The following is an 18,263-nucleotide window of genomic DNA, read 5'->3' on the forward strand; positions in this document are numbered from 1 at the left end:
TTATTCATGTTTATTCATAATCCTTAATAAACGTAAATGCTCTCATAAAGACAAAAAGCAATGCCATAAATGCCAGGACAATTGATGGAAATACAACTGAATACCTTGTGTATAATTCTTTTTCAATTGTTCCCACGTCCTCAAACCCTGATAATATGTCATAAAAATCACTCTCTTCAATTAATTGTTCATCAAGACTTCTAATTGCGCTTCTTGCCCTAAGTTCTTCTTGAAAAAGTTCATACTCCCTAGTTATTGATCTTTCTTGAGTAATTGGAAATAAGCCTCCTTCACCCAAAGAAAGTTGATCTTTATCAGATTCTTTTTCTAAAATTTTTAAGTAAACCTTTTGAAGGCTATCCACTCTCTTAAGTTCAATTTCATGATAAGCTTTCTTAATCAATATCGTTGAATCTCTTATTTTCTTTAGTTTCTGAGAATATTCGTTTTCAAATGTTTTTACAAAACCTTGCTCAAGGCTAGGAAAAATATCATGAGTTGTAGATGTTGCTTTAATTGAAAATATTTTTCCTGCTAAAATATCTCTGTTTTCTATATAATCCTCATAGGACACATCTTCAGCTAGCGTGCTATCAATTGTTTTTATCCAGTTATCATAGTCTTGAAGTAAGTCGTTTTGGGTTTCCGGTCCAATTTCCATTTCAAAACCAAGTAGATGAGAGGCCCCAACAGTATCAATTTCGAATATTCGGGAAAGTTCCTGATAATTTTCTGCATCAATCAATGCATTAAAATAATCGACATTATTTGCAAGTTGATATTTTGAGTCAAAATATGGTCTAACTAGCATATCGGACACATAAATCGGTTCAGTGAATTTTTCTGTAATAAAACCCAAAACAGCAGCCGTAAATAAAATTATTGTAATTATTTTAAAATTGTTTACTACTGGTTTAAGAGTGTAAATAATTACTTTAAATAAACTTTTAAAAATCCTGCCTATAAACGAATAGAGTTTTTCAAAAAGTCTTCCAATAGCATTAAAAAGTTGCCCTAAATCAACTTCTTCGTTTTGTGAGTTTTTTGGTAAATTTTCACTCATGTTCTATGAATTAAATATTTGTTCTAAAATTTTATTTGTAATTACGTATGTTGGTTTAACACCAGATGTTCCCAGTCCTCCTGACGCCAAAGTACTACCTGTTTCTAAAGGGTTGTCACTTGCATAATAGGCATATCTAACCTTTACATCTCCATTAATATTTCCTCTCACTTTGGAAGCTGCCTGAATTGCTTTCTGATAATGGGCACCTTCCATTTCCAATCCAATTACATTCCAGGTTGAGTTCTTGAAAAATTTCAAAATCTCTTTATTCTGTAAAGAAGTACCTAAAACTGTTATCATTGTTCCTTCACATACGTCTACGCCGCAATCTACTAAATCGTTTTTAGTTAGTTCATTTTTAAAAGGATAATTATCAGCTGTACCCTCAAAAATATGTGCTGACGGAATCATGACATCTCCTTTACAGCCTTCTAAAATTCCTGCCTTACCCATAATTGATATGGATTTTACATTTAAATGAACTTTTTTGCCATTTACCTTTACTGGCTTTAATAGTTCGTCAAGTGTTTCATATGCTTGTTCACCAAAAGCATAATCCATAACAAAAATAACGGCTTTATTTTGCTTTTGTTTTTCAAGATAATTAAAATTTGTTTTCGAAAAATCAATTTTATCCGTATCAAAAATTTGAACATCAATATTGGTGCCTGACGCATCCTTGATATAGATCATTCCGTTTTGTGTCGCAGTTTTTTCAACCTTGTCTCGAGCGCTCTGATTTTTCGGGTCACTTAATGACTTATAAACATCATAAATGTCTTTAATTTTACTATTGCTTTTAAGTGTAGATTCGGCAAACAATGAATTCATAACGCTGTGCATATTTGCGCTTATGATATGAATAGGCCTTTCAAGTAAATTGTTTTTATGTAAAACACTTTTTATCTCGTCTGCCCATATTTCTCCATGTATATGGTGCCCAAGTCGTTCTCTTAAAACTGGACTGAACGTGATTGTTCTTTTGTTATTGTTAATTTTTTCTTCGATGGCTAATTTTCCCAACCAATAAATTATATGTAATAATCGCTCGGGCTGACCCTCTGAAGCAAAATTAGGATATGCCTCGGTCAACTCATTAAAGGTCCGTCCTAAGATGTTTGCAGTGTGTGTAATGGCAATCTCCCGTTCTTTTTGGGTAAGCTTTTTGTTTGATATTACCGCTTTCTCCAGCTTTTTCCAATCTCGAGTAGTATCACCACGTTCATTAATTAATACTCGCTCACTAATTTTATGAGATTCAACAAACAAAAAAGTTAAGTGTGTTAAAATATCATATATTTCTGATCGCCCTCTGGTAATTTCAATATTCATCTGTTCGTCATCAATACGATAACAATTTCTTCTTCGCTTTTGAGGAATTATCGGCGTGAAATGCGAATTGGCATAACCTTCATCACTGGTTAAATTAATATATGAGCATTCTTCAATTCCTTGAGGCAACCTATCAATTACATAAAATAGTCCCTCTAATTCAGCCTTTTCATCTGCTATTGAGCCGTAAATTTCAGGCCTTAATAAAAGTAGCGCCTCTCTAAGTGTTTCTCCAGAAACACCCATTGGTTTGTAAAAACCGCGATTAAACAAATGGCGCATTGTAATATACATGCGCTCTATAGCATTAGAACTTTCTTGGGCTCTGGTTCTTTTATGATTTTTATTGTTTTTACTCATTGTTTTGTTTAACCTGCAAATATAGCTTATTTAGTCAATTGAAGTTCATATAACTTATCCGCAATTTTACGATCGTTAGAAAGTCTAGGTATTTTGTTTTGCCCTCCTAGTTTCCCAATAGATTTCATGTAATTTTGAAAACCGTCCTTTTTAATCTTAGTCAGTTTTAGTGGTTGTAACACCTTACCAGCTATTAAATCGTAATAATAACTGTTTTGTTGCTGTAATGAATTGTCCAAATCTTTTATAAACTTCGCTTCATTTTCGGGTAAATTCTCAAACTCAATAAACCATTCGTGATAAGGCAGGCCATTATTAGGATTAATTTGTGGCGCTACAGTAAACTCGTTTACCGTAATACTTGTGTTTTCTGTTGCCTCATTAAATGCTTGCTCAACCTCTTTACCAATGACATGCTCTCCAAATGCTGATATAAAATGTTTAATTCTACCACTAACTATCACACGGTACGGTTTTAAAGAGGTAAATTGCACAGTGTCACCAATATTATATGCCCATAATCCTGCGGTTGAAGATATTATCATAACATAATTTACTTCAAGTTTTACGTCTTTAATTGTAATTCGCTCGGGGTTTTCATCGTAAAATTTATCTGCCTCTACAAATTCATAAAAAATACCAGACTTAAGCTGCAGAAGCATCCCTTTTTCATCTTGCTTATCTTGAAATGCAAAAAAACCTTCGCTAGCAGGATACAATTCTATACTATCTACTTTTCGTCCTATTAAATTTTCAAACTTTGCACGATATGGTTCATAATTAACTCCTCCAAAAATAAATAGACTAAAGTTCTTAAAGATCTCTCCTACTTTCTTGTCTGTTCTTTCAATTAGTTTTTCAAAATACATTTGTACCCAAGACGGAATACCTGAAATAATAGTCATGTCCTCCCTCAACGTTTCATCAATAATAGCCTCTACCTTTGTCTCCCAGTCTTCAATGCAGTTGGTTTCAAACGAAGGCATTCTGTTTTTTTGAAGATACTTTGGAACATAATGAGCAACAATACCTGAAAGGCGTCCAAGTTTTATCCCGTTATTTTCTTCTAGAATCGGACTTCCCTGCAAGAATATCATTTTACCGTCAACAAATTGAGTATTGCCGGTTTCGTGAATATACATAAGAATCGCATTTCTTGCGGCTTTTACGTGGGTTGGCATACTCTCTTTGGTAATAGGAATATATTTAGCGCCAGAAGTAGTCCCTGATGTTTTGGCAAAATACAGTGGTTTTCCTTTCCAAAGTACATTATCTTCTCCATTTACTACTCTTTCCACATAAGGCCTCAAATCCTCATAATCTCTTATTGGTACATTGGACTTGAATTCCTCATATGTGCTAATCTTTTTAAAATTATGGTCTTTACCAAATGATGTGTCTGTTGCGGAGTTAATTAAATTTCGAAATACCTTTTGTTGGGTTTTTTCTGGATTTCTTGCCCATTTTTCTATACGCTTTGCCACCAGGCTAGCAAATGGTTTGGAAAGTTTTTCTTTTATAGAAGACATTACTAAAAATCAATAAAGTTGGTTGGATTAACCGGATAGCCCTTACTCCAAAGCTCAAAATGCAGATGTGGACCTGTACTCAATTCGCCTGTGTTACCGGACATAGCAATAACTTCGCCTGCTTTTACTAAATCACCTTGAGATTTTGTTATGGCAGAGTTGTGCTTATATACCGAAATTAATTCCTGATTATGCTCCATAATAACCACATACCCTGTTTCTACCGTCCATTCTGCAAAAATCACTGTGCCATCGGCAACTGCTTTAACTGGTGTATTTGTTGCAACAACAACATCTACTGCATAATGTTTTTCTTTTATATCGTAATCATCAGAAATTGTTCCGTTAACTGGTGGAAATAGCACAAAATTGGATGGGTCAATTGAGGATTCGAATAAATTATATTTATCCTCTTTTTCTACTTTTGCCCTCAAAATGGAGTCCTCTTTGTTCTTCTCTACTTCTAAATAATCTAAATCATTCTTTGCGAGTTCCATTATTGAATCTCTATTAAATTCAACAGAGGCAATATCTCCTGTTAGCACCTTTCTGATTGAGGAATAATATTGTTTGTTCAGCTCAAGCTCTCTTACAAGCGAATCGGTTTTATAGTTTAATAAGGAGGCTTCTTTTTTTAATCTTGCAGAAGAATATCCGGGAATATATTCTCTTAAAGGTGTAAACGCAATAAGTAAGGTGGTGAAGAAGATTAATACAATTGCAGAAATTGACGTCAAAACAAAGACATTTAATCTTGTGAGCTTTATAGCAAAACGCTCTTCAAAAGTATCTTCATTTAAGATTACAAGTCGATACTGATGTAGTAATTTTTTGGCTAATTTTTTTTCTTTTTTTTTCTTTTTTGCCATCGAAACAAAATTAGTTAAAATACTGAAACCTTATTGTTATTAAGTGCTAAAGTTAGCTAAACAACGTTGTTATTTAAGTTTAATTATTAACTTTGTAGCCTAAATTAAAAATTATGAGTTTTGTTACAATACCTTTAGCTATTGGGTGGCCCCAAGTGGTATTAATAGCGGTAGTAATTTTAATCCTTTTTGGTGGGAGAAAAATTCCTGAATTAATGAGAGGGCTAGGCAGTGGATTGAAAGAGTTTAAGGATGCCAGCAAAGATGAATCTTCAAACGAGGAAAAAGAATAAAAAATAACACCACAAAAAAAGCCAGCATCTTAGCTGGCTTTTTTATTTTATTTAATCTTTATTGATTTTATTATCGATTCTAACTCGAACACTAAATCTCGTTTACTAAGTGATGGTGCATATACGTAACCATCTGCAACCAAATAACGGTTATTAATTTTGTCCTCTATTAAGTAGGTGATAAATGGTCCGGCCATTGGATATTCATTCATTGTCCAAACACTTCTAACCTCGTATGTTGGTTTATTGTCTATTATGGTGTTAAACATTGAGGGGGCATATGCTTCTTCAACCTTCATGTAAATATTGTCTTCACCAGGTATTTTCGTTTTTGTCACACGATCTCTCATATTAACTATATCAACAATCGTACTATCTCCCCTTGAAATTGATTCTAATGGAATTTCATAAAACATAAACTCCATTGTTTTTGAGTTGCTTATATTCTTTCTCACCCAGAAAAAATCATCTGTTGCTTTGCTTATTCTATATGCAGAAGGTATGTTTATTGTAAAGCCTAAACTTTCCTCCATTTTTTCGTCAGCAAGCAAAGACAGCTTTATTCTCCTTTGTTTTTCTTTTACCTCTTCTTTGTTAAATGCATCAATAATTTTATCCTTATTTTCTTTAAGTTGATTAATTATTTCTGCATCTGTTTTACCTCCAATTACCGCAACTGTTTGTGGTTTTGCAAAGGCTTCATTAACGATTTCTGTGGTTGGTTGTAAATTACCCTTCTCTATTTTAAGAACAATTCTACTTCGAGTAGCAAAGCCATCAAAAACCTGCGGTGGGATTTGACGAATTTTAAATAATGGTTCGTCTAATGGCAATCCATTCAAAGGCGCGGCAAAAATGTTTCTTATGCTTTCTCCAACCTTATTATCCCAAAGCAAATTATCTACCACCACAGATATTGTATTTAAATTTCCGTTAGACGCTGGTAAATAAACTTTCTTTCCGTCGCTGTTGCCTTCGCCACAAGTTAGAAAAAGCATGCACATTAATACAGTATATACTACTCTCATATCTTTTGAATTTTTTGGTGTTTATTTAGACACTATTAGTGTCATTCCTATTTTGAGATTACTACCACTAATATCGTTCCAATCTTTAAGATTCTCTACAGAAACTCCAGAAAATTTTTGTGCAATAATCCAAAGGGAATCACCCTCTTTTACTTTATAGGTCATTCTGCCCTTAGTGTCTGTTGATTTTTTATTGGTCTTTGGTGGTGGTGACGCAACTGGATTTCTTGGGTATATGGTAAGTCGTTGGCCTATTTTTAAATTATTGCTTCTTAATCCATTCCAGCGTTTTATCTGGCTTACTCTAACGCCATATCGTCTTGCAATCTTTCCTAAATAATCTCCACTCTTTACGCGATACCTAATTTTAGAATCTTGATTAAAAAGTTGAGGTAGTGGTTTTTCACGTTTATTAAATTCCGTTTGAGCGAAAGCATAAACCTTATCCTCATTAGACGTAAACACACCAATAGCTTCACGAGGTAATCTCAATGCATAAGTCTTACCACCTACTTTGGGAATAACGTCTAATTTATATGAAGGGTTTAAAAATTGAAGCTCCTCAATATTTACTCCAGTCACGTCAGAAACATGGTCTAAACTAATCATTTGCTTTACATGCACAGTGTCTGTTTCAATATACTGAAAAGCTGGTCTCTCAGGTTTAAATCCGTGTTCTTCTGCGTATTCAAAAATATACATAGTGGCTAAAAAAGATGGAACATACCCAGCTGTTTCTCTTGGCAAATTAGATCTTATATTCCAATAATTTTTATAACCACCAGATCGTCTTATTGCCTTATTAACATTACCTGGTCCCGAATTATATGCCGCTAATGCTAAGTCCCAATCACCAAATATTTTATATAATCTAGATAAGTATTGCGCCGCTGCTGTTGTAGATCTAATCGGATCGCTGCGCTCGTCTACATAGCTACTAACATCCAATTTGTATTCCCTTCCGGTTGCAAACATAAATTGCCATAGCCCTGTAGCGCCGACCCGGGATCGTGCTCTGGGTTTTAATGCGGATTCAACAATTGCCAAATACTTCATTTCTAGCGGAATGTTATAATTGTCAAATTCTTGCTCAAACATTGGGAAATAAAAATGGCTTAGCCCCATAAGTCTTTCTAGCGAGGACCTTCTTTGTTTTAAAAAACGCTTAATTACACTTTCCAAGGAGGGGTTGTACTCCACATTAAAAGGTGTTCTTGCATTGAGGCGCTCAAGCCTTGCCTTCAATGTATCAGTTGTCAATTCTGGATAATCAACAGGTTCGTAGGTTAATTCTGAAACAGATTTGTAAATTGTATCATAAAGCGAGTTGCTGTACAGTTCCTCCAACCATTTCTGATCTAATTCCTTGGCTTCGGTCAAGTCTTGCAGGTTCTTAATTCCAAGGGTATCTAATTCAGCTGGGATTTTGTTTTGTGTGCTTATTGTTCTGCCATCTATAATAGAATCACCAACCTTTAAGGGTTCATTCTTGCTTGTTGCTGTACTATCTACTTGAGCATATGTCACGCACACAATAAAGCACATGTAGATTGTAATATTACCCTTTAACTTCATGGTTTAAATTATTTAACGCATTAAAAGTAACGCGTTTTTACTATAGTATAGTGTTGAAATATTAATTCAGTATTGCGGCTATACCTGGCAAAGTCTTTCCTTCAAGACTTTCTAACATTGCTCCACCTCCAGTACTTACATAGCTTACCTTGTTTTCAAACCCAAATTGCTTTACTGCCGCTACTGAATCTCCTCCACCCACTAAAGAGAAAGCGCCACCTTTTGTTGACTTGGCTATTGAGTTGCCAAGCGCAATGGTTCCTTTGGAAAATGTTTCCATTTCAAAAACCCCTAACGGTCCATTCCATAGAATAGTTTTACTTTGATTAACTACGCTGTCAAAATTCTCTAAAGATCTTGGCCCCGCATCTAATCCCTGCCAGCCATCAGGAATGCTCTTTACATCTACTACCTGTGTATCTGCATCATTGCTAAAGCTGTTTGCCGCAACAACATCTACTGGTAAATGAATTTTTACTCCTTTGGCCTCAGCTTGTTTCAATATATCTAGTGCAAGTTCCATTTTATCATCTTCGCAAATAGACTCACCAACACTTCCGCCTTGGGCCTTCACAAAGGTGAAAGTCATTCCGCCACCAATAATAAGATGGTCTACTTTATCCAAAATGTTTTCAATAACCGTGATTTTTGATGAAACCTTAGCGCCACCTAATATTGCAAGCACTGGTTTTTCTCCATCTTCTAATACCTTTTTAATGCTTTCTATTTCCTTTGCTAAGAGGTGCCCAAAGCATTTTGCTTCAGGAAAAAACTGGGCCACAATAGTTGTTGAGGCATGGGCTCTATGAGCTGTACCAAATGCATCATTAACATAAATGTCACCTAGCTTTGATAACTTCTCAGCGAATTCCAAATTACCTTGTTTTTCCTCTTCATGAAATCGTAAATTCTCCAGTAGCAATATTTCTCCCGGCTGAAGTGCGTTAGCCATAGCTTCAGCTTCCTCGCCAACACAATTTTCAGCAAACTTCACCTCGACCCCTAAAACATCTTCAATTTTTGTAATAATGTGTTTCAACGAAAATTCGGCTTGCACACCTTTTGGTCTTCCTAAATGAGACATTAAAACACAACTTCCTCCGTCTTCTAATATTTTAATAATTGTTGGTTTGGCAGAAACAATTCTCGTAGCATCAGTTACTTCAAAATTTTCATTAAGAGGTACGTTAAAGTCTACTCTTATTAATGCTCTTTTATCTTGGAAATTAAAATCTTTTAATGTCTTCATTTTATATTGTTTAAGAAACAAATATAAAGATTAGAACCAATAAAAACCTATAATAAACATCAAGCATTTTAAGGTTTTTTAAAAAAAATGAATTCACTGTTATATCAATGCTTTTAAAATTTTGGTTAGTAGAAAAAATGCATAGTTTTGTTTCATGCTATTTTCAGATATTTTAGGGCAGGAACATATTAAAAGTCACTTAACAAAAAGCGTTGATAAGGGGAGGATTGCACATGCACAATTGTTTGTTGGGCCAGAAGGCTCAGGCACCTTGCCCATGGCATTAGCTTATGCTCAATATTTACTATGTGGAAATGTACAGGGTGAAAATTTAGGGGGTAATGAGTCTTGCAATCTAAAGTTTAACAACTTTTCTCATCCTGATCTACATTTTGCTTTTCCTGTAACTACAAGCCATAAAGTTAAAAGCAAACCCGTTTCTAACTTCTATCTAGAAGAATGGAGACAATTATTAGAACAGCAGCCTTATGGTAATTTATTTGATTGGTATAATCTTTTGGGTGTAGACAATAAACAGGGGCAAATTGGTGTAGATGAGGCCCATGAAATAGTTAAATCACTATCATTAAAATCATATGAGGGTGGTTATAAGGTAATGATAATATGGATGGCTGAGAAAATGAATACAGCTTGTGCAAATAAATTATTAAAGCTTATAGAAGAACCACCAGAAAAGACTGTTTTTATATTGATCGCAGAAGATGAAGAACAAATAATCAACACCATAAAGTCGCGATGCCAAGTTCTACATTTTCCTTTGTTACCAGAAGAAACTATTGCCAGCGGTTTGGTAAAAAACTTTCATATTGAAAAATCAGTAGCTTCAAAAATAGCCCACCAATCAAACGGTAATTATAACAAGGCTTGCGACTTAATTTACCAGGATAGTGAAGATATTCAGTTTGAAAAGTGGTTTGTTGTTTGGATTCGATCTGCTTTTAAAGCCAAAGGAAATAAAAGCGCTATCCATGATCTTATTTCGTGGTCAGAGGAAATAGCCAAAACCGGTAGGGAAACGCAAAAAAAGTTTCTAAGGTTTTGTCTAAATTATTTTAGGCAAGCTTTATTGCTTAATTACAAAGCAAATGAGTTGGTATATCTTGAACCAAAATCAGAAAACTTTAAATTAGAGAAATTTGCACCTTTTGTCCACGATAATAATATTTTGGAAATTTCAAAAGAAATTCAAGATGCTGTATATCATATTGAGCGAAATGGAAATTCTAAGATAATTCTTACAGACTTGTCTATTAAATTAACTCGATTACTTCATAAAAAAAGCCAAGCATAAGCTTGGCTTTAATTTTATATAAACTTAGTCTATTCTTTTGTGCCAGAATTATCCTTTTCCTTATTAAGTTCTGCTATAATTTTATCTGTAATATCCTTAGCATCAGACCCATAGAGAACACTACCTGCTTCATTGGCGCCTAAAATAAAAGTATATCCATTTTGTTTTCCGTAGTCTTTTATGAACGTTTTTACTTGTTTAACCAGGGTATCTATTTCCTTTTGTCCTTCTGCCTGCAATAGCTTTTCCTCATTACCAAGTTGATAATCCTGCATTTGTTTTTTCTGAACTAGTGCATTGTACTCTTCCTCTGCTTTGTTTTGTCTCATTTTAGCAGCGCGCGATTGAAACAATTGTGCCTCAACTTGAATTGCTTGTTGCAAGCTATCAGCTTTTTTATTAAAGGTTTCTATTTTTGCTTTGAACTTCTCCTCAAAGTCTTTTTTCTTTTGATATTCATTAACAACTTTAGCGTTATCTACAAAAGCTATTTTTTGTTCTTCTTGACAAGCCATTGTTGTTAAGGTAATAAACAATAGAAGGATTAATTTTTTCATAATTTCAATTTCGTATAAATCTTTGCAAATGTAAAAAAGTTAGCGTGTGAAATAGACTTTTTTATAACTATATACAAAATCAATAAATATTAAGTTACTTATTAATAATTTCAATAAAAATCGGAGCCAAATAAAGCTGTTTAACACCCCTTTTTAAATTGGGCAGTTAACCTGTTGATTGTTGGGCCAAAAAGCCATTAAAATGATTCTTTGACGTTAATTGGTTTGTTTTAAGACATAAATTAAAGAAGAGTAGTCATTATTGTGTCTTGCCCGGTAATTAGATTTCAGACCAACCCAAAATGCTTTTAACGGATTCATATATCCTGTCTTATATTTTTCAGAAAGCAAACTAACATAATAGGCGTCAAAAATTAATGGTATAGTTTTAATAAGTGTAAAGTTCTCCTTCTGAAATAATTTATTGATTGATTTTCTAGAAAAATGCCGCAGGTGTCTTGGAACATCATATGCCGCCCAAAACTCTTTATAGTGGGCAGCGTCATAACTTTTATAATTAGGAACCGCTATAATCAATAATCCGTTTGGTTTTAACAGCTTTCTGAAAAGTTGAATGTGAGTGTCTAATTTCGGCAAATGCTCTAAGACATGCCAAAGTGTAATAACATCGAAGGAGTGTTCTTTCAGATTGGCAAGGTGGCCAATTTCAAAAACGTTTTGGTTGGTTTTGACATTTGCAATTTTTCTTGCTTGCTCATTAGGTTCAATTCCAGTAACTGCCCAGCCATTTGTTAACGCAGTTTTTAAAAAATCGCCTGTGCCACATCCAACATCTAAAAGTTGTTTTGATTCATTTCCAAAGGAATTGATTAATCGCAATTTCTTTTTTAAGGCTCTGGATCTAATTAGGTGGTATACATGCTCAAATAAATTTCGCTTAGAATCCGTGTGTGAAATATAATCTTCACTCTTATAGTATTTGGATAATTGATCCTCATTTGGCGCTGGAAAGGTTTCAAGCATTTCCGTATCCTCATTAAAAATCAATTGAAATTCTTCTCCAGAAACTGAATGGTCTTTTACCTTTAAATAAGTTAATCGGTTCATTTTTCCATTCATTTTTTAAACATAAAAGTTTAAATGTTTCACGTGGAACATTAATTATCTCCCTAAATAAACTAATAAAACAGAAATGTCGTTTGGTGATACGCCACTAATTCTTGACGCTTGAGAAATGGTTACTGGTTGAATTTCTGCCAATTTTTGCCTAGCCTCCATACTCATAGATTTTAATCTTGAATAATCAAACCCTTTAGGGATCTTAAGATTTTCTAGCCTATTCAATTTGTCAGCGTTATTCTTTTCCTTTTCAATATAACCCGCATACTTAACTTGAATTTCTGTCTGCTCAATAACTTCAGGATCTAAATTGTTTTCTTCGATATATTGATCTACTGCTTTGAACTTTCTAACATCATCAATTGTAATATTCGGTCTAGCAAAAAGCCTGAACATCTTGTCTTGTTGTTTTACGGGTGCAGAATTTTTTGATTCTAAAACAGGGTTTGCCTCTTCAGGCTTTACGCTTGTTTCTCTAAAAAACTGAACAAAGGCATCTGATTTCTTTTGTTTCTCCTCCATTCGCTCTAGCCTCTTTTCTGATGCCAAGCCAAGATTATACCCCTTTGGTGTTAATCTAAAATCTGCATTGTCTTGTCTAAGCAATGTCCTGTATTCTGCTCTTGAGGTAAACATTCTGTAAGGCTCTTCTGTTCCTTTTGTGATTAAATCATCTATAAGTACACCAATGTATGCTTCATCTCTTTTTAAAGTAAAAGGGTCTTTTTCCTGCACTTTTAAGCTAGCATTAATTCCCGCCATAAGACCTTGCGAAGCCGCTTCTTCATAACCTGTTGTGCCATTTATCTGCCCAGCAAAAAATAACCCATCAACCAACTTTGTTTCCAAAGTATGTTTTAGTTGGGTTGGTGGAAAATAGTCATACTCAATTGCATAACCAGGCCTGAAAAATTTCACATTCTCAAAACCAACAACTGATTTTAATGCCGTAAACTGAACATCCTCTGGCAAAGAGGTTGAGAAACCATTTACATAAACCTCAACAGTATTCCAACCTTCGGGCTCAACAAACAACTGGTGCCTGTCCTTATCAGCAAATCTGTTTATTTTGTCTTCAATAGAAGGACAATATCTAGGGCCCACACTTTTAATTCTACCATTAAACATTGGTGAACGATCAAAACCTTCTCTCAACAAATCGTGAACCTCTGGACTAGTATAAGTCATATGACAAGACCTTTGTTCTGTTAGTGGTTTTGTAATATCTAAGTAGGAAAATTTCTCAGGGTCTTTGTCTCCAGGCTGTTCTATCATCTTAGAATAATCTAAAGAACGACCATCTACTCGAGGAGGTGTGCCTGTTTTCATTCGTCCAGAATCAAACCCAATTTCCATAAGTTCTTCTGTTATTCCCGTTGCGGCCCTTTCACCAGCACGGCCACCACCAAAGTTCTTGTCGCCTATGTGAATCAATCCATTTAAGAAGGTACCATTGGTTAGTACGACAGATTTCGCCTTAACCTCTATTCCAAGAGAGGTTTTAACGCCAACAATCTTGTCGCTCTCTAATAAAAGCCCGGAAACCATTTCTTGATAAAAATCTAAGTTGGGTGTCTTCTCAAGCAACAACCTCCAGTCTTCCGCGAAACGCATTCTGTCACTTTGTACCCTGGGGCTCCACATGGCAGGGCCTTTAGATTTATTAAGCATTTTAAATTGAATGGCCGATGTGTCAGAAACAATGCCGCTGTAGCCGCCCAAAGCATCTATTTCTCGAACAATCTGCCCTTTGGCTATTCCACCCATTGCAGGATTACATGACATTTGAGCAATGTTTTGAAGGTTCATTGTAATCAACAGGGTTTTGCTACCCATGTTAGCTGCCGCTGCCGCTGCCTCGCTTCCTGCATGGCCCGCACCTACAACTATAACATCATAAACATCACTAAACATTCTTTCCTGATTAAACTGTTCCACGTGGAACAAAATTAGTTCTAAACAAAAATTTTGCAAATATACATTGAAAAGCTTATAAACACTAATACCTAGAGATGTAGTAATTCTCTTTGGCGCGCATAGCATCGACCTCATTTTCTAACTTGTCTTTGTAGCCACAAAAATGTAGAATACCGTGTATCAAAACGCGTAATAATTCAGATTTAAAATCAACCTCAAATTTCAAGGCGTTTTCCCTAACTCGATCTACGGAAATAAAAATGTCGCCGTGTAGCTGATTTCCTACCCCGTAATCAAAGCTAATAATATCTGTGTACGTGTCGTGATTTAAATACTGAAGGTTAATCTTGTGTAAGTATTCATCTGAACAAAACACGTAATTAATTTCGCCTACAAGAAATTCCTCAGTAGCTACTGCTTCAGCGATCCATTCTTTCAATCTCTTTTCGTCTTCTAGATCTAGAGTCGTTTCGAAATTAAAATTTATCATCTGTGCTTTTAAAATATTCTTGAATCTTCTTCTTTAAATGATTACGCAAAGGTAGTGCTTGCCTGTTCAATATTTCAGTAGTATTAAAATATTGTTTTGCTGTTGGGATTTGATTTGTGTTCGTTTTATTGAAATCCTCTGTATTTGTTTTAGATTCTCGCTTAGAATCTTGGCCTTGTAAAAAAGTAGCGTTTTCAAGTTTAAGTAACTGATGTTGAAGATCCATCATTTTCTGTAATGTTTGATTTGTAAAACCATAATTCAGAAGATCCAATTCAATTTCCTCCATCTCTTTAATTAACTCTCCTGCAGATTGTATTTCTCCATCTTTTACAATTTTATCTTCTAGGGCCTGTCTTAACTGTTGCTGGCGTTGATAAATCTTAAATAACTCCGCGTTTTGTTCTTCAGTGCCACCCTCTCCATAGCCATCATTCTTTTCTTCTGTACCATTTCCACTATTACCTGATTTACCGTTTTTACCATCTTTACCGCTCTTACCCTCCATGTTATTGTTTGAGTCTCCTTTACCGTTCTGTTGTCCATCAGTACCATTTTTACCTTGGCCACCATTTTGGTTGCCTTGTTCACCCGACTGACCCTCTGTACCACTTTTACCTTGGTTTCCTTCCTTTTCTCCCTGTCCCTTTTGTCCTTTATCTCCTTTATCTCCTTTTTCGCCTTTTTCGCCTTCTTTTTCACCCTCACCCTCTCTACCTTCTTCGCCTTGCTTTCCACTTTCATTCTTCTTTACGCCCTCCTCCATCTGTTTGTTTAGCTCCTCTTGTGACATAATAATATCCTGCAACTGTTCTCCCTGACCACCTCCAGAGCCAGGAGAAGGGTTCATGGCCATTTCCATATTATCCAATACATCACTCAAAAAGCTAGCCAGTTCATTACTAGCGGTAATCGTATATTGCTGAGAGGCAATCCCTTGATATAATCTGTTCTCGGTTAATTGATCTAAAGATTTGTCAATGTTAAAATAAACCTCTGTTATTTGTGTATTAACCTTTTCTGAAATCTTAGGTTGTCTTAGCGATAATGCGAATAAGCTGTCGTCAACATGTTCAAAATGCTCTCTTAAATTGCTCTGTTCAATTATATATTTCCCGTATTTATTATTGTCAATATTTATTTCTTCAAATGTGTTCATTAATGCCTCTTGGTCAAAGGAAAACAACAAGAGGTTTTCGAGAATTTGCCTCAACATATCAATATCCTCAGAAGCTTGGTCGCCACCGCCTCCACCTCCAGATAATGACTGTTTCATCATGTTGCCCAGCTGTTTCATTTTCTTGGCGGCCTTTTTTTGACGCTCTCCCGCTTTGTTAAGCTCCTGTTCCGATTCTGGTGTTGGCTCACCCTTTTCACCTTCAATTTCTTCCTTTTTTTCTAAAGACTCCTTGGCCTCTTTTTGATCGTAGTTAATTTCGCTTTCTATGAATTCGTCCCTTGGAACACTCATAGGTTTCTGAAGCCTTCTGTCGTCACGCTTTAGCTCGTCTATATCTTTCTGAAGTTTTTCGAATTCCTCATTTAACTTCTCTTGGTTTTCTTTTGTGTTTTCATTTTTCTTTTTAACTGACTCTTCCTGTTTTTTTGCTAAATCCTCCAATTGATTCGCAATCTTTTCGGTCTTTTTTATAACATAAAAACGCTTTGTGAGCTCCAACAGCTGTTTCATACTGCGTTTTTTGTTTTTGTTTTGCTTTGCAAGTTCTTCAAGCTTTTGGGTGAATTCCTCTTTGTTTATCTTATCCTTTAATTCCTCAAGTTCTTTTAATAGTTCCTCGTCTTGTTTAAGCTTTTCTTCATTTTCTTTTAGGCGTTCTTGTAAATCTTTTTTAAACTGGTCTTCCTCCTCCTTTTCGTTCTGAAATTCCTCTAGATTATCTTGTAGTTTTTTGTTAAAGTTTTTCATCAACTGCTCTTGTTGCTTTTGACGCTTTAAAAACTCTTCGAATTTCTTCTTATCATTAAAATTAAGTTGGTCTTTTTCCTTTTGAGTCTTAGAGAGCTCTTCTAGTTTTTTATCCTGTTCTTCAAGCTTATCAAAGGTTTTGCTGATGTCGTTTATGGTCTTATTCTGTTGTTGAAGTTGTTTTTGCTCAACCTCTTCTTTGGTCAACTTTCTGTAGTTAAAAACGTTGCTTTTGGTGCGTTTATATTTATTTATACCATCATTATCAAAAACCTCAAAGTAAAGCTGGTAACCAACACCTTCTTTTAATTCTAATTGATCAGGGAACGAACTTATAAACTCACTGAAATTAGAATTTGAAATAGAAATTGGTTCTGTGTGTTTATTTGACTCATCATTTAATGGATAATAGACTAGTTGTAGCTTACTGAGCCCATGGTCATCACTCGCCTGTCCATAAAAATAAAGCGTTTGATCATCTAAAGTATCCTTCTGGACTTCAACCTTTAATTCAGGATAAGCATCCTTCACAACATTTATACTATAGGCTAAATTTTCATAGTCTTTTAGTTGATTGTTGCTCGTAGAGATGCTATAGTTGTAGTTATTAAATAGGCGTTTCTGTGCGCTGAAACCACTTTCTTCTTTTGTAAACCTCAAGGTGTCCTCTGCATAAATATTAACCTCAGTAGTTGATCTTGTTGACGCTTTCCAAGTAACCTTTGTGCCTTCTGGTATTATTGCTGAACCGGTGCTTTTTAATGTCTCGTCTTGTTTTTTGGTGTGTGCGGGATAATCTAATTCCATATCAAAACTCACCAAATTAGGCGTATTCAGCACGTTTATACTATATGGTTTTGAGGTAACTCCGTTGGCTGATAGTATGAATTCTGTGTCCTGCTTTAATAGGTTGAATACAAATTGAAACTCACCCGTTGCTACTGGTTGTAAAAAATAAGATTGATTATTAAAATTAATTTGTGCGTTTTCTGGAATCACCCCTCCAGCAACCTTAATCCTTAATTTAAAATCTTTATTTTCTATTGCTGCAAGCGAATCGTTTACAACAAAAAATTGAAATGGTGCTGGTGGTTCATATGCCGTATTATAGTTTACGACACGTTCATAACTGTCACTAAACCAATTTAGTCTACCTGACAAAAAGGATAAAGCTATTATTGCAATAGGTATAGCCGCATATTTTAAATACTTAAGATTTGATTTAAAATTTATGGCCAACTGAAAAGGAATAGGCTTAAGCTCTATGGCTTTCTGCTCGATACTTGCAATTATTAAATCAGACTGTGTTGGGCTTTGGTTTAGCTGTAATACGTTGAGTAGTTTGTCGTTTACCTCAGAGAAATGACCTCCAATTAGTTTTGAGGCCGTTTCATAATTAATGCCTTTCCTAAGTTTAAATAAATGGGCTAAGGGAATAGCTATAAATTTTATAAACAGGCCCAACTCAACAGCTATGAATACCCAAAACAATATGGTTCTTCCTGTTGAACTAAGCCACAACATATACTCTACAAAAAGAACCACTATTAAATAAAGCGTTCCTATTGCAAAAAACAGTATGGCGCCCTTAAGAAGTTCATTCGTGTAATACTTCTTAATGAATACCTCAAGCTTGCTTTTTATGGTTTCAAAATTGCTCATATGGTAATACTAACTTA

Annotated in this window: 14 protein-coding genes; 2 read left to right on the top strand and 12 right to left on the bottom strand. The window is 34.9% G+C overall.

All coding sequences use genetic code 11. From position 1 onward, the window contains the following. Positions 1-10: 10 nt before the first annotated feature. Genes LBV24_RS04090 through LBV24_RS04105 form a run of 4 tightly spaced genes read right to left on the bottom strand, consistent with a single transcriptional unit; the run spans position 11 to position 5,156 of the window. Positions 11-1,063 (bottom strand): hypothetical protein, encoded by a 1,053-nt coding sequence (locus tag LBV24_RS04090; RefSeq protein ID WP_224477323.1) that lies wholly within the window; start codon positions 1,061-1,063, stop codon positions 11-13. Positions 1,064-1,066: 3 nt separating this feature from the next. Next, complete coding sequence (locus tag LBV24_RS04095; RefSeq protein ID WP_224477324.1) at positions 1,067-2,758, bottom strand: DUF6909 family protein; 1,692 nt, start codon at positions 2,756-2,758, stop codon at positions 1,067-1,069. Between the two features lie 26 nt (positions 2,759-2,784). Then, positions 2,785-4,287, bottom strand: a complete 1,503-nt coding sequence (locus LBV24_RS04100) for a GH3 auxin-responsive promoter family protein (protein WP_224477325.1) — start codon at positions 4,285-4,287, stop codon at positions 2,785-2,787. A gap of 2 nt (positions 4,288-4,289) precedes the next feature. Next, positions 4,290-5,156, bottom strand: coding sequence for a M23 family metallopeptidase (locus tag LBV24_RS04105; RefSeq protein WP_224477326.1), 867 nt, complete (start codon positions 5,154-5,156; stop codon positions 4,290-4,292). A 113-nt stretch (positions 5,157-5,269) separates the two neighbouring features. Between LBV24_RS04105 and LBV24_RS04110 the strand changes: the two genes are divergently transcribed. After that, on the top strand, positions 5,270-5,449 hold the full coding sequence (locus LBV24_RS04110) for a twin-arginine translocase TatA/TatE family subunit (RefSeq protein ID WP_114301906.1): 180 nt from the start codon (positions 5,270-5,272) through the stop codon (positions 5,447-5,449). Positions 5,450-5,496: 47 nt separating this feature from the next. Here the strand turns inward: LBV24_RS04110 and LBV24_RS04115 are convergent, their stop codons facing one another. The 3 genes from LBV24_RS04115 to LBV24_RS04125 form a co-directional block, all read right to left on the bottom strand. Beyond that, positions 5,497-6,477, bottom strand: coding sequence for a DUF4837 family protein (locus tag LBV24_RS04115; RefSeq protein WP_224477327.1), 981 nt, complete (start codon positions 6,475-6,477; stop codon positions 5,497-5,499). A 21-nt stretch (positions 6,478-6,498) separates the two neighbouring features. Then, entirely contained in the window at positions 6,499-8,052 is a 1,554-nt protein-coding gene (locus tag LBV24_RS04120) for a LysM peptidoglycan-binding domain-containing protein (RefSeq protein ID WP_224477328.1), read from the bottom strand. 61 nt (positions 8,053-8,113) lie between these two features. After that, positions 8,114-9,301, bottom strand: coding sequence for a phosphoglycerate kinase (locus LBV24_RS04125; protein ID WP_224477329.1), 1,188 nt, complete (start codon positions 9,299-9,301; stop codon positions 8,114-8,116). Positions 9,302-9,455: 154 nt separating this feature from the next. Here LBV24_RS04125 and LBV24_RS04130 point away from each other — a divergent pair, with 154 nt between their 5' ends. Continuing rightward, a complete protein-coding gene (locus LBV24_RS04130) occupies positions 9,456-10,613 on the top strand; it encodes a DNA polymerase III subunit (protein ID WP_224477330.1) in 1,158 nt (385 codons plus the stop codon). A gap of 29 nt (positions 10,614-10,642) precedes the next feature. Here LBV24_RS04130 and LBV24_RS04135 read toward each other — a convergent pair whose 3' ends face one another. The 5 genes from LBV24_RS04135 to LBV24_RS04155 form a co-directional block, all read right to left on the bottom strand. Next, positions 10,643-11,170, bottom strand: coding sequence for an OmpH family outer membrane protein (locus LBV24_RS04135; protein ID WP_224477331.1), 528 nt, complete (start codon positions 11,168-11,170; stop codon positions 10,643-10,645). A gap of 216 nt (positions 11,171-11,386) precedes the next feature. Next, on the bottom strand, positions 11,387-12,238 hold the full coding sequence (locus LBV24_RS04140) for a class I SAM-dependent methyltransferase (protein WP_224477332.1): 852 nt from the start codon (positions 12,236-12,238) through the stop codon (positions 11,387-11,389). 54 nt (positions 12,239-12,292) lie between these two features. Continuing rightward, the gene (gene mnmG, locus LBV24_RS04145) at positions 12,293-14,164 is read right to left on the bottom strand and encodes a tRNA uridine-5-carboxymethylaminomethyl(34) synthesis enzyme MnmG (RefSeq protein WP_224477651.1); all 1,872 of its coding nucleotides are present in this window, start codon (positions 14,162-14,164) and stop codon (positions 12,293-12,295) included. An 85-nt stretch (positions 14,165-14,249) separates the two neighbouring features. Then, complete coding sequence (gene ybeY / locus LBV24_RS04150; protein WP_224477333.1) at positions 14,250-14,657, bottom strand: rRNA maturation RNase YbeY; 408 nt, start codon at positions 14,655-14,657, stop codon at positions 14,250-14,252. Continuing rightward, positions 14,644-18,246 (bottom strand): hypothetical protein, encoded by a 3,603-nt coding sequence (locus tag LBV24_RS04155; RefSeq protein ID WP_224477334.1) that lies wholly within the window; start codon positions 18,244-18,246, stop codon positions 14,644-14,646. Before LBV24_RS04155 ends, ybeY begins: the two co-directional genes overlap by 14 nt. Positions 18,247-18,263 lie beyond the last annotated feature (17 nt).

The organism is Winogradskyella vincentii, from assembly GCF_020166345.1.
GTDB classification, from domain to species: Bacteria; Bacteroidota; Bacteroidia; order Flavobacteriales; family Flavobacteriaceae; genus Winogradskyella; species Winogradskyella vincentii.

Bases quoted from the DNA above. Each gene is read 5' to 3' on its own strand.
- LBV24_RS04090 (WP_224477323.1), bottom strand. From the start codon at position 1,063: ATGAGTGAAAATTTACCAAAAAACTCACAAAACGAAGAAGTTGATTTA.
- LBV24_RS04095 (WP_224477324.1), bottom strand. From the start codon at position 2,758: ATGAGTAAAAACAATAAAAATCATAAAAGAACCAGAGCCCAAGAAAGT.
- LBV24_RS04100 (WP_224477325.1), bottom strand. From the start codon at position 4,287: ATGTCTTCTATAAAAGAAAAACTTTCCAAACCATTTGCTAGCCTGGTG.
- LBV24_RS04105 (WP_224477326.1), bottom strand. From the start codon at position 5,156: ATGGCAAAAAAGAAAAAAAAAGAAAAAAAATTAGCCAAAAAATTACTA.
- LBV24_RS04110 (WP_114301906.1), top strand. From the start codon at position 5,270: ATGAGTTTTGTTACAATACCTTTAGCTATTGGGTGGCCCCAAGTGGTA.
- LBV24_RS04115 (WP_224477327.1), bottom strand. From the start codon at position 6,477: ATGAGAGTAGTATATACTGTATTAATGTGCATGCTTTTTCTAACTTGT.
- LBV24_RS04120 (WP_224477328.1), bottom strand. From the start codon at position 8,052: ATGAAGTTAAAGGGTAATATTACAATCTACATGTGCTTTATTGTGTGC.
- LBV24_RS04125 (WP_224477329.1), bottom strand. From the start codon at position 9,301: ATGAAGACATTAAAAGATTTTAATTTCCAAGATAAAAGAGCATTAATA.
- LBV24_RS04130 (WP_224477330.1), top strand. From the start codon at position 9,456: ATGCTATTTTCAGATATTTTAGGGCAGGAACATATTAAAAGTCACTTA.
- LBV24_RS04135 (WP_224477331.1), bottom strand. From the start codon at position 11,170: ATGAAAAAATTAATCCTTCTATTGTTTATTACCTTAACAACAATGGCT.
- LBV24_RS04140 (WP_224477332.1), bottom strand. From the start codon at position 12,238: ATGAACCGATTAACTTATTTAAAGGTAAAAGACCATTCAGTTTCTGGA.
- mnmG (WP_224477651.1), bottom strand. From the start codon at position 14,164: ATGTTTAGTGATGTTTATGATGTTATAGTTGTAGGTGCGGGCCATGCA.
- ybeY (WP_224477333.1), bottom strand. From the start codon at position 14,657: ATGATAAATTTTAATTTCGAAACGACTCTAGATCTAGAAGACGAAAAG.
- LBV24_RS04155 (WP_224477334.1), bottom strand. From the start codon at position 18,246: ATGAGCAATTTTGAAACCATAAAAAGCAAGCTTGAGGTATTCATTAAG.